Below are 12557 nucleotides of genomic sequence, written 5' to 3'. Positions count from 1 at the left end.
AATTTAAGCAGCAAATATAGTATAATACAGATTTGTTGCCAAAGGAAATTGGGCTTATGTAGAGATTAAAAATAAAAGCCAAAACTACCTGTAATGCCAAACTTTCTTGCATCAGGATTTTCAAGGTAATTACCTCTAAAGTTAAAGTCTAATCTTAAAACTTTAAAAATATTGGCAACACCAAAACTATACTCGTAATATATACGTGAATCTGGAGCAACCAATGTAAATTCAACAGGATTACCAGTAGTGCTAAGGTCTCTGTTTTCTTGAGATAATTCGCCCCAAACACCTCTTAAACTTAAAATAGCTCTTAAATTATATTTCTTTAAAAATGGAATGCGTGAAAAAATACGTCCATTAAAATTATGCTCTACATGCATTGATGTATATGTGTCTGTAACAAACTCATAGAAGTCAAGTTGAGAAAAGGTATTATAGATTGAAAAATAGGTCTGGTTTCCTGGTACAACATTTAGTAGCGAAAGAGGGACTTCTCCATAAGTTTTACCTGCTTCGATAGATGTTGTTAAACGGCCAAAACCACCAACTTGCCATGGTTGTATATATGAGAATTGTACTTTTGTATAATCAAAATCACTGTTAAACCAACTGCGATCTCCACGACTTACTTGTGCAAATAATCTTGCGAAATTGTCATTTTTTTCTTTTCGTTCGACTCCAAAACCAGTCATTTGGCGTTTTGGGTAAAAGGCTAATGAGAGTCGGCTTTCAAATTGTTTTACCTCAGAAGAAATTCCAGATGACGCTTCTGCATCATTATAATCTAAACTAAAAGTAGGAGAGGCAGAGCTTAATGTACGGAAACTACCATCTAAGCGTATTTCGAAATTTCTAGCAGCTTCAATAGACATTCCGAGGTTGGTTAAATTGATATTGGTTAATTTATCATTAGAACCAGTACCAATAACAGAGGAAGATGCTAAGCTTCGACCAAGGACATCTGTAGAGCTTGTTAAACTTGCACCAATTTGTTCTATGTCGCGCCTGTTTCCGCCAAACAAGGTTAATCGGCTTCGTTTATCTAGCAACCATTTTCCAGAAAGGCCGTATTTAAATTTATCGTCTTTAAAGCCATAAGCCATAAAGCCTTCGACCCTCCACAGATCGTTAGGGCCAAAATAAGTTCGTCCTCCTGTTCTTAAGCGTAAACCTTCAACTTCATTATATCCAAAGGTTGAGAAAATAGGACCATAATCAAAATTAATGCTTGGAAATTCTACATAACCAGAAGCAAGAATGCTTCCTAAATTATACAATCGCTTAAATTTCTTCACTGTTTTAAGCGTGTCTAACATTTTGTAAACCCCTTTTTCGTCTTTGTTTAAGGCTTCAAGTCTATTGTTTTCCCAAAAATCATCTTCTCTATTATAAACGTCTTTGTCATAATCATAGACAACTTTATCATAGAATTTAGGATCTTCTTTTGGCTGATTAAATTTGTAATTATCGTAAATTGTAGTTCGTTTACCATAAACACCTCTAGATTGTTCCTTTTTATTAAATGCAAAATCGGAAAGAAAATAATCGCGTTTAATAAGAAATAAAGAGTCGCTTAGTACTTCAAACTCTTGTTCTATATAAATTTCTTTTACCCAATTGATATTAGCACTTTTAGATGCTTGAAGATTAATTTCTTTAATGGCGTAGGTAGAGTCGTTAACCCAAAAGTCGCCTTTAAAAGTCAATTCGTTTTTTCGTCTAGGATAATATATAATGTTGTAGCACCATTTATTATCAATAAATGCACTGTCTGACAATACGTAATTATAGGTTTGGATACCTGTTCTACTTAATGGGCTTACAAAGCTCTTATCAAAAAACTTTAGGTAATTATCATAGACATTATACTCGGAATATAAATCGTCTATAAAGTCTATAATGATTTGGTTGTTGCTAAATCCTGAGTTTTTATTTCCTAATAAATCTTCTCGTTCTTTCTTAAGAATATTATCGCCAGATATTTTTTTAACAGATTCGTTTAAGAAAATAGGCAAATACGTTTTTCCAGTAACGTTTGAAGTATCTACTTCTTCAAAAACAAACTCCATACCTTTAAAGAGTTTACTTTTTATTAAAGCACTATCTATAGTGTTTAGGTCAAATTCAACTTTTTCATACTGGTCGTATTCGTATTGTTTAAATTGACTTAAACCATTTTGTCGTTTACGTTCCCAAATTTTCTTAAGAATTCTAATCGCTGGATTTTCGGAGGCTTTTTTAGATTGTTTTCCGGTAACAATAAGCACCTCGTCTAAAGAGGAAGCTTCTTCTTTTAATATAAATTTTAAATCGTAATTAACACGTTTGGTAAGTGGAATTTCTAAAACTTCAAAACCAATAAAAGACACAATTATGGTTTCCCATGTTTCATCAGATTCTAGATAAAACTTTCCATCTTCATTAGTAATGGTACCTTGTGTAGAACCTTTAAAGAAGATATTAACATAAGGAAGTGCTACGTTGTTTTCATCAAACACGTATCCACTAACTTTTGTCTGTGAGATTGCAGAAAAAAAGCCTAGAACAAAAAAAAGTGTAAATAATTTTAATTTCATATTAAAAACAAACTTCATCAATAACCATGCTAAACTTTAGTTAGAGGGTTACTAATGAAGTTTTTTAAACGCAGAAAACTGCAATTTATTTGTACATTACTTTTTTTACTGCTTTAATAACATCGTCGCTATTAGGCAACCATTCTGCTAATAAAACAGGAGAGTATGGTGCAGGAGTATCTGCGGTATTTATTTTAACAACTGGGGCATCTAAATAATCAAATGCTTCTGATTGTACTAAGTAAGTGATGTCAGTAGCTACATTTCCAAAGGGCCATGCTTCTTCTAAAACAACTAATCTATTGGTTTTCTTCACAGATTTTAAAATGGCTTCTCTATCCATTGGACGAACAGTTCTTAAATCTATAATTTCACAAGAAATACCTTCTTTTTCTAATTCGTCTGCAGCTTTGTAAGCTTCTTTTATGATTTTACCAAAAGATACGATAGTAACATCTGTTCCTTCACGTTTCACATCTGCAACACCAATAGGTATTACATATTCTCCTTCTGGTACTTCGCCTTTATCACCGTACATTTGCTCACTTTCCATAAAAATTACAGGATCGTCATCTCTAATGGCAGCTTTTAATAAACCTTTAGCGTCATATGGATTTGAAGGAACAATAACTTTTAATCCTGGAGTATTGGCAAACCAACTCTCAAAAGCCTGAGAGTGTGTTGCTGCTAATTGGCCAGCAGATGCTGTTGGTCCTCTAAATACAATAGGGCATTTAAATTGTCCACCAGACATTTGTCTAATTTTAGCGGCATTATTTATAATTTGATCAATTCCAACCAAAGAGAAGTTAAACGTCATATATTCTACTATAGGACGATTGCCCGTCATTGTAGATCCAATGGCAATACCAGCAAAACCAAGTTCTGCAATAGGTGTATCTATGACGCGTTTAGCACCAAACTCGTCTAACATCCCTTTAGATGCTTTATAAGCACCATTGTATTCCGCTACTTCTTCACCCATAAGATAAACGCTTTCATCTCTGCGCATTTCTTCGCTCATAGCCTCGCAAATAGCTTCTCTAAATTGAATTGTCTTCATGCTTTTGTTTTTATTCGAGCTGCAAAAATAATAATTCTAGACTATATAATGACATTAAATCTTAAACGAAAAAAGAAAATAATTGTAACTTGTAGTTCGTATTAATTATTTGAGTGTTTATGAAAGTGAAAAATTACATTTTTATCTGTTTGTTTTTTATAGTTTCTAATTTTGCTTTTGCTCAAGAAGCTGTGCTTTGTCCGTTGCAAAATCATCATGTAAAAATTGAATCCACAGCAGATATTCCGACGGTAATAGATAATATGGATGGTACAATAACGCTAACACACCAAGATCAAAACATTACTGATATTTTTGCCGATTATGTAATTTATGATTTCTACCAATCTTTTCCCAACACAAATCCCGATGGTGAGCTTATCAAATATTATACAATTGTACATGGGAACAGAACACTTATCAATGAGTTATATGATTATGCATATCCCGATGTTTATAGTATGGAACCATATTCTAACACCTCTATAAGTCCTGGTTTAATTAATTTGTTAGACAACAAAACTTATAAGCTTATAAAGTATTGTACTGAATCAACAGAAGGAGGGTTACCTTGCCCAGAAGGGGAACAAAATGTGCCAGCTGGTTTTCAACTAAATATTGTTTTTATATATGATGAAGTCAATGGTATGATGCATGCCGAAACAGAAGGTATTTCTAGCTGTGAAAATTCTTTTTCGATAAGGCTGAGGGGAGGATTTGACGATGGATTTGGCAGCACAGATAACACACTTCAATTATGGCAATCTGAACAAGGAACTTCTACCGTTACAAGTTATAATCAACCATGTCACTATATTGAAAAAATGCTCTATTCCGTTTTAGATATAGGGTGTATAGACCATGATAATTATGGAAATATTAGGGTTAATGAAAGTATAGATGAAACATGCCAGATCATTCTTGAAAGAGAAAATGCATTTTTTGCGACGGATTTTTTAACTTTTCAAGACACTGCTTTATCAATAAGTGATGAAACTTTTTGAGACTAAAGGAAATCCATTTTTGCAAATCACTAACTTAAATAATCAATTGGTAAATGTTGAAATATATAACACATCTGGACAACAAATTATTCAGCCAATTACGTTCAAAGAAAACAGTCTAAATATTTCAAATCTTTCCAACGGATTATATTTCATTAGAGTTTCAAACTTAAATAATCAGCAAAAAATCTTCAAATTTTTAAAAAAATGATAGTTTATTGATGAATGATTGAATTTTTCTGAAATTTGCTATGCGTGCATAGTAAAATTCAAATTATTATTTTTATCTTCGTACTCAAGAAAAAAGACGTTTAAATAAATCATTTTTATATGAAAATATTAGTATGTATTAGTCATGTACCTGATACAACATCAAAGATTAATTTCACAGAAGGAGATACAAAGTTTGACACTAATGGTGTTCAGTATGTTATTAATCCTAATGACGAGTTTGGTCTAACACGTGCCATGTGGTTTAAAGAAAAACAAGGGGCAAGTGTAGATGTCGTTAACGTTGGTGGTGCAGAAACAGAGCCAACTTTAAGAAAAGCATTAGCTATTGGTGCAGACTCGGCAATTAGAGTAAATACAGAGGCTACAGATGGTTATTCAGTAGCAAAACAATTAGCTAAAGTTGTTAATGATGGTGGTTACGATTTAGTAATAGCAGGAAGAGAATCTATTGATTACAATGGTGCTATGGTTCCTGGAATGTTAGCAGGAATAATTGATGCTAATTTTGTTGCCAATTGTATTAGTTTAGAAGTTGATGGCACTAACGTTAAGGCCGTTAGAGAAATCGATGGCGGTAAGGAAACGGTTAGCACAACTTTACCTTTAGTTATAGGTGGTCAAAAAGGGTTAGTTGAAGAAAGTGATCTTCGTATTCCTAATATGAGAGGTATTATGATGGCACGTAAAAAACCTTTAACGGTTGTAGAGCCTACAGATGCTACTGCAGAAACTAAAGCAGTAAGTTTTGAAAAACCAGCTCCAAAGGGTGCAGTTAAATTGGTTGATGCCGATAATATAGACGAATTAGTAAACTTACTTCATAACGAAGCTAAGGTAATTTAGTAAACTTTGATTATTCCGAAAGGTTACGCTGAGCAGAGTTCAAGTGTTATTTCGGAATCTCTTGAAGTTAAAGGAAATAGTAATAAGTTCCTGAATCAAGTTCAGGATAAATTTTATAAATAAAATTTTATGTCAATTCTAGTATATACAGAGTCCGAAAACGGAAAATTTAAAAAAGCGGCTTTAGAAGTCGTGTCTTATGCTAAAGCTGTTGCAGACCAAATGGGAACTTCAGTTACAGCAGTTGCTGTTAATGCAGACAACGCAGAAACGCTAGGAAATTATGGTGCGTCTAAAGTACTTTCAATAAAAGATGAATCTTTAAATTCATTTAACGCTAAAAAATATGCAGCTGCTATAGAAGGTGCTGCAAAAAACGAAGATGCAAAAGTGGTGGTTATTAGTGCTAGTGCCAATAGCAAATATTTAGCGCCATTGTTAGCTGTAGGTTTAGAAGCAGGTTATGTTTCTAATGTTATTGCAGTACCATCTAGTGTCTCTCCATTTACAGTGAAACATTCAGCGTTTACAAATAAAGCATTTGCAAATACTGAAATAACAACAGATGTAAAAATTGTTGGTTTATCTAATAATTCATTCGGTTTGGTAGAAACGGAAGGTAGTGCTACTGTAGAAGATTTTTCACCATCAATACCAGAATCAGGTGTTAAAGTTGAGTCTGTAGATAAAGCTACTGATAAAGTAAGTATTGCTGATGCCGAAATTGTAGTTTCAGGAGGTAGAGGATTAAAAGGTCCTGAAAATTGGGGTATGGTTGAAGAACTAGCAGAAGTGTTAGGTGCTGCAACAGCATGTTCTAAACCTGTATCAGATTTAGGTTGGAGACCACATAGCGAGCACGTTGGCCAAACAGGAAAGCCTGTAGCGTCTAATTTGTACATTGCTATAGGTATTTCTGGTGCTATTCAGCATTTAGCAGGTATTAACTCTTCAAAAGTAAAAGTGGTAATTAACACCGATCCTGAGGCACCTTTCTTTAAGGCTGCAGATTACGGAGTTGTAGGTGATGCATTTGAAGTGGTACCTAAATTAATTGAAAAATTAAAAGCTTTTAAAGCTGCAAACGCATAATTTTATTACCTTGTAATATTAAATGCCAATTCATAAAAAATTAGATGCGGTATTAATAAGGACTGTTTAAATTTAGATTCCTCTTATTCGCTTGCGTTTTATCGAAAGTATAGAGGAAATTAACCAAATCTGCACAATGCAGTTGGTAAAGTCCAAATTTAAACAGTTCTTTGTGTTTTATAAATTATGAGTTTAGTTCGTTTAAATATCAAAGGCATCTCTTATAGTCAAACCCAGAATGGTGCTTACGCTTTAATACTTAATGAAGTTGATGGTGATCGGAAGTTACCAATAGTTATTGGTGCTTTTGAAGCGCAATCTATTGCCATTGCTTTAGAAAAAGAAATTAGACCTCCGCGTCCGCTTACACATGATTTATTTAAAAACTTTGCCGACCGATTTGATATTGTTGTTAAGCAAGTCATTATTCATAAGTTGGTTGATGGTGTGTTTTATTCAAGTTTAATTTGCGAACGCGATAAAATTGAAGAAATTATAGATGCCAGAACGAGCGATGCTATTGCATTAGCCTTACGTTTTCAGGCACCAATTTTTACTTACAAAAATATTTTAGATAAAGCAGGAATCTATCTTAAAGTCAATCCTAAAAAGGAAGACGATGAAGAGCAAGATAGTATTCTTGTTGACGACCTTATTGTTGAAGAAATTGAAGCTGCATCTGCAGAACAAGAAGGTTATAAAAATAAATCTCTCGAAGAACTTAATAATCTCTTAGAAGAGGCGGTTAATAATGAAGATTATGAAATGGCTGCCAAAATAAGAGACGAAATTTCTAAACGCTAACTAACACTTATTACATATGAATCAGTTTTTCAAGGCTTTTCTAGCTATTTTTCTAGGGCTTTCGTCAATAACAGCACAGGAACTTGAGAAGCCAAAAAATGATTCCATTTATATTGACGATGTAAAAGAAGTACCAGTATATCTAACTAATATTGAGGATTTAAAACTTAATAATTGGCAGTTGTCTCAACATGTCATTTATGAAAAATATCCAGACAGTATTCAAGGTCATCAAGAGTTTGCTAAAGGTAAAGAATATCTTAATTTATATAAAAACGGACAATACAAATCAGTACTTAATGGTAGTCTCAATGAAGGAGTTTGGCTTCAAAATAATAACCTTTTAGTCTTTAAGCAAAAAGTACCAGCTGCTGTTGATATTTATTATGAAGTTTTGAAGCAAGACGCTACCACTTTACAATTAAAAAAGAATAATACAGTCTTAACCTTTGTCTCAGAATCACATCCAAACTACCTAGTCTTAGATGCACCAATTAGTACTATAATTAAAAGTGAAGGTTTTACATTCAATAGTTTTTGGCGTGGAGTTTTAGGTATGGTTTCATTGATATTTATAGCCTTTTTATTTAGTAGTAATCGTAAAGCGATAAACTGGAAAACGGTAGGAATTGGTTTAGCTTTTCAACTCATTATAGCTGTCGGTGTACTGCGAGTTGATTTTATAAAAAATGTATTTGAAGGTATAGGGCAAGTATTTATAAATATTTTAGACTTTACAGGAGCAGGTAGTGAATTTCTATTTAGCGGAGTTATGGATGTAAATTCTTATGGTTTTATTTTTGCATTTCAAGTGTTACCAACAATCATATTTTTCTCTGCATTAACTTCGGTGCTTTTCTATCTAGGTATTATACAAAAGGTTGTAAAAGCAATGGCTTGGTTATTATCTAAGACTTTAAAAATATCTGGAGCAGAAAGTCTCAGCGTAGCAGGTAACATTTTCTTAGGTCAAACAGAAGCACCTTTATTAATAAAGGCTTATTTAGAAAAAATGAATAAGTCTGAAATTCTCCTTGTTATGATAGGTGGAATGGCAACGGTTGCAGGTGCTGTTTTAGCGGCTTACATTGGCTTTTTAGGTGGTGATGATGCTGAGTTACGACTATTTTATGCCAAACATTTATTAGCAGCTTCAGTAATGGCAGCTCCTGGAGCTATTGTAATTTCAAAAATATTATTTCCACAAACAGAGACAATAAATACTGATGTTTCAGTGTCACAAGAAAAAATTGGAGCCAACATTCTTGATGCTATAGCAAATGGAACAACAGAAGGTCTAAAATTAGCTGTAAATGTTGGGGCAATGCTTCTTGTATTTGTTGCTTTTATAGCCATGATAAATGGTATTCTAGGTTGGATTGGAGATATAACGACCTTAAATGGTTGGATGGCAGCAAATACACCTTACTCTAGCTTCTCTCTTGAAGCTATTTTGGGAACTGTTTTTGCACCATTAATGTGGTTAATTGGAGTTGCGAAAGAAGATGTTATGATGATGGGGCAACTTTTAGGTATTAAATTAGCAGCAAGTGAGTTTATAGGTTATATTCAATTGGCTGATTTGAAAAATGCTGCAAATGCAACACACCTTACGTATGAGAAGTCTATTATTATGGCAACTTATATGCTTTGCGGATTTGCTAATTTTGCTTCTATAGGAATTCAAATTGGTGGTATTGGGTCTTTAGCCCCAGGACAGCGTACACAATTGTCTAAATTTGGAATGAAAGCTTTAATAGGTGGAACGATTGCTTCTTTAATATCTGCGACTATTGCAGGTATGATTATAGGGTAACAAATTGCTGAGAAAGCAGGAATCTCATAATGGTTTAGAATAAACACCACTTCAAATCCAACTCGTTAATAACTTTTAATATCTGCTACATGATATTTCAAGTGATTATTTAACATTTACCTAAATTCGTAATTGCATTTTATAGCATTTGTCACACTTAGCATTACTGAAATGAAACTATATTTTTGTTGAAAGTACATTGCAAAGCAAGGCGAAGTGTCTTATAATATAGGACTAAAGTTTAATTTAAACAGATTCCCACTTTCGTGGGGAATATTATGAAACAATATCACGATTTAGTAAAGCACGTTTTAGCAGAAGGTAATGATAAAGGAGACCGTACAGGTACTGGAACAACAAGTGTTTTTGGTTACCAAATGCGTTTCGATTTAAGCGAAGGTTTTCCAATGGTTACAACCAAAAAACTGCATTTAAAGTCTATTATATACGAATTGCTTTGGTTCTTAAAAGGGGATACCAATATTAAATATCTCAACGATAATGGAGTAAGAATTTGGAATGAATGGGCTGATGAAAATGGAGATTTAGGACCTGTTTATGGCCATCAATGGAGAAATTGGGCAAGTGAAGAAATAGACCAGATTAAAGAGGTTATAACAACTTTAAAAAATAATCCAAACAGCAGAAGAATGTTGGTTTCAGCTTGGAACCCTTCAGTTTTACCAGATACGTCTAAATCATTTTCAGAGAATGTGGCTAATGGTAAGGCAGCTTTACCACCATGTCATGCCTTTTTTCAATTTTATGTAGCAGATGGGAAATTGTCTTGTCAGCTTTACCAACGTAGTGCAGATATCTTTTTAGGTGTGCCTTTCAATATTGGATCTTACGCTTTGTTTACGATGATGATGGCTCAAGTTTGTGGCTATGAAGCAGGAGATTTTATTCACACTTTTGGTGATGCACATATTTACAATAACCATAAGGAACAGCTAGAATTACAATTGTCTAGAGATATTAGACCATTGCCTAAAATGATTTTAAACCCTGAAATAAAAGATATTTTCGACTTTAAATTTGAAGATTTTACATTGGTCGATTACAATCCGCATCCACATATTAAAGGTAAAGTTGCCGTTTAAATTTTCTCTATGAAATTATTTGTATTTGTTATGACCTTTCTTTGCGGCTTATCTTTAAGTGCGCAAGAACGAGAGGATGGTACGTATCCTGTTTTTAGAGGTTGTAAACAAGAATTAAGTTTCGAGGAGACTAAAAAGTGTACATCTGATAAAATCATGGATTATATCAAATTGAGCTTTAACTATGAGTTAGCAGATAAAGTCTTTCCAACAGATTTAACCACCGAATTCTTTGTAGAATTTACCATTAATAAAAAAGGTAAAACAGAACAAATTAATGTAAAAGCACATCATAAAGCTATTGCTATAGATGTGATTCAGCTGATAAAACGTATGCCTAGATTTAAGGCACCAGGAACCGTTAAAGGGAAGCCTGTAGATACACGCTTTGCTTGTTTAATGACGGTTAGATTGTTAGGATAAAAGAAAAAGCGTCTCAAACTAAATTGAGACGCTTTTTTTATGTTTTTTATAGAAAAGTCCTATAGATTGATTACGCAATTTTCTTCCCCTGCAAATTCATTATAAGCATAAGAATCAGCCTCGTCGTCATTAATATAAGCTCCATCAATAAGGTATCTGAATTCGTAAGAATTATCACGTGCTAAATCAACAGTACCTTTAAAGGTTCCGTTTTTTAATTTCTTTAATTTAGTCGCTTTTGTAGTATCCCACTGGTTAAAGCTCCCAACAACTGCTACACTTTTAGCCGCTTCTGCAGGGACAGAAAATGTTACCTTACAAACGGGCTTACTTTTTAAATACTGCTTTTTAATTGCCATAATAATAGATTTAATTACAACACAAAAATATAAAAGAATAGCGCATATAATATTGATTAAGTGCTTAAAAACTAAAGAATTATCGATTTCATAAAATTGCCATTAATTTTTATTTAGAATGTAAAATATGAACACTTAATTTATTGGATTGTTAGTGTTAAGCGGAATTGCTTGGTGGCTGATTATCAATGATATCGTTTTCGTTAGAAGCTTTTCTTCAAAGTCTTTAATTCACAATATTGATTTACTAAAAAAACAAGTATCTTTATCTTATTAAATTACGATTATGTTTGGTAAGAAAAAACAGGTTTCAACTATAGATAAAGATCAGTTAGAGCTTATAGAAAACGCTCAAAAACGCATAAAACAAAAAAAGCGTTTGTATATTCATTTTGTTATATTCTTAATTGGTGCTGTATTTTTAATCGTGGCCAATACTGTTTTAGGTATTAAAAAAGATTTTAAGATTGCAGGTATTGATTGGTTTGTGTATGCTATAATTGCATGGTTCTTTTTATTTATTTACCACTTTGTGAGTGTTTTTATAACCAATAAATTTATGGGTAAGGACTGGGAGAAGCAACAACTAGAAAAGTTAGTTAGTGCACAACAGGTACGTATTGATAAATTGAAGCAGAACTTTCTAAAGGAAGAGACTAAAATAGCGCAGACCAAAGCTTACAACGAAGCTAAAAATTTGCCTAACGCTTCAGAAAAAAAAAAATCTAACGAATTAACTATTATTGTTGCTGCAGGAGAAAATAATGCTATCGGAAAAGACAATGATTTAATTTGGCATTTAAGTGACGATCTTAAGCGATTTAAATCCTTAACTAACGGTCATCATATTATTATGGGACGCAAAACGTTTGAAAGTTTTCCAAAACCACTACCTAACAGAACGCATATTGTTATTACGCGACAGGAAGATTATAAGGCGCCAAGTGGAGTCATTATAGTCAATTCATTAGAAGATGCTCTTGATGCTGCAAGACTAGACAAACAACCTTTTATTATTGGCGGTGGAGAAATCTATAAACAAGCTATGCCTTTAGTTGATAAAATTGAAATTACACGTGTTCACTCTGAATTTAAAGATGCTGACACTTTTTTTCCTGAGATAGACAAATCTAAATGGCAAGAAGTGAACAGAACGACTCATAAGGTTGACGAGAAGCATGCCTTTGCGTTTTCTTTTATTACCTATTTAAAAGTATAGAAATGTATGTTTATACAA

At 33.1% G+C, this 12557-nt stretch carries 12 protein-coding genes; 9 read left to right on the top strand and 3 right to left on the bottom strand.

Annotated features, from left to right (window positions below; translation table 11 throughout):
• Positions 1-65 precede the first annotated feature (65 nt).
• Together VDP25_RS05935 and VDP25_RS05930 are read right to left on the bottom strand one after the other, a co-directional pair.
• Positions 66-2579, bottom strand: coding sequence for a DUF5686 and carboxypeptidase-like regulatory domain-containing protein (locus tag VDP25_RS05935; protein ID WP_334467788.1), 2514 nt, complete (start codon positions 2577-2579; stop codon positions 66-68).
• An 85-nt stretch (positions 2580-2664) separates the two neighbouring features.
• The gene (locus VDP25_RS05930; RefSeq protein WP_215928435.1) at positions 2665-3642 is read right to left on the bottom strand and encodes a pyruvate dehydrogenase complex E1 component subunit beta; all 978 of its coding nucleotides are present in this window, start codon (positions 3640-3642) and stop codon (positions 2665-2667) included.
• 125 nt (positions 3643-3767) lie between these two features.
• Between VDP25_RS05930 and VDP25_RS05925 the strand changes: the two genes are divergently transcribed.
• From VDP25_RS05925 to VDP25_RS05895, 8 genes are all read left to right on the top strand, one after another.
• Positions 3768-4646 carry a hypothetical protein gene (locus VDP25_RS05925; RefSeq protein ID WP_334467785.1) on the top strand — a complete coding sequence of 293 codons (879 nt, stop codon included), beginning with the start codon at positions 3768-3770 and terminating at the stop codon, positions 4644-4646.
• Positions 4633-4857 (top strand): T9SS type A sorting domain-containing protein, encoded by a 225-nt coding sequence (locus VDP25_RS17785; protein ID WP_443089850.1) that lies wholly within the window; start codon positions 4633-4635, stop codon positions 4855-4857. Before VDP25_RS05925 ends, VDP25_RS17785 begins: the two co-directional genes overlap by 14 nt.
• Before the next feature lie 119 nt (positions 4858-4976).
• Positions 4977-5723 carry an electron transfer flavoprotein subunit beta/FixA family protein gene (locus VDP25_RS05920; RefSeq protein WP_334467783.1) on the top strand — a complete coding sequence of 249 codons (747 nt, stop codon included), beginning with the start codon at positions 4977-4979 and terminating at the stop codon, positions 5721-5723.
• 129 nt (positions 5724-5852) lie between these two features.
• Positions 5853-6815, top strand: a complete 963-nt coding sequence (locus VDP25_RS05915) for an electron transfer flavoprotein subunit alpha/FixB family protein (protein ID WP_215928439.1) — start codon at positions 5853-5855, stop codon at positions 6813-6815.
• 186 nt (positions 6816-7001) lie between these two features.
• A complete protein-coding gene (locus VDP25_RS05910; RefSeq protein WP_215928441.1) occupies positions 7002-7619 on the top strand; it encodes a bifunctional nuclease family protein in 618 nt (205 codons plus the stop codon).
• 16 nt (positions 7620-7635) lie between these two features.
• Positions 7636-9435 carry a NupC/NupG family nucleoside CNT transporter gene (locus VDP25_RS05905; RefSeq protein WP_334467777.1) on the top strand — a complete coding sequence of 600 codons (1800 nt, stop codon included), beginning with the start codon at positions 7636-7638 and terminating at the stop codon, positions 9433-9435.
• Positions 9436-9713: 278 nt separating this feature from the next.
• A complete protein-coding gene (locus tag VDP25_RS05900) occupies positions 9714-10538 on the top strand; it encodes a thymidylate synthase (RefSeq protein ID WP_334467775.1) in 825 nt (274 codons plus the stop codon).
• A gap of 9 nt (positions 10539-10547) precedes the next feature.
• On the top strand, positions 10548-10961 hold the full coding sequence (locus VDP25_RS05895; protein ID WP_334467773.1) for an energy transducer TonB: 414 nt from the start codon (positions 10548-10550) through the stop codon (positions 10959-10961).
• Between the two features lie 59 nt (positions 10962-11020).
• Here VDP25_RS05895 and VDP25_RS05890 read toward each other — a convergent pair whose 3' ends face one another.
• Complete coding sequence (locus tag VDP25_RS05890) at positions 11021-11320, bottom strand: isoamylase early set domain-containing protein (RefSeq protein WP_334467771.1); 300 nt, start codon at positions 11318-11320, stop codon at positions 11021-11023.
• 286 nt (positions 11321-11606) lie between these two features.
• Here VDP25_RS05890 and VDP25_RS05885 point away from each other — a divergent pair, with 286 nt between their 5' ends.
• On the top strand, positions 11607-12539 hold the full coding sequence (locus VDP25_RS05885) for a dihydrofolate reductase (RefSeq protein ID WP_334467769.1): 933 nt from the start codon (positions 11607-11609) through the stop codon (positions 12537-12539).
• Positions 12540-12557: the final 18 nt, after the last annotated feature.

It is taken from the genome of Winogradskyella sp. ECml5-4, assembly GCF_036903175.1.
GTDB lineage: Bacteria > Bacteroidota > Bacteroidia > Flavobacteriales > Flavobacteriaceae > Winogradskyella > Winogradskyella damuponensis.
The sequence above is the reverse complement of the archived record's forward strand: the minus strand, read 5'-3'. Positions and strand labels throughout refer to the sequence as shown.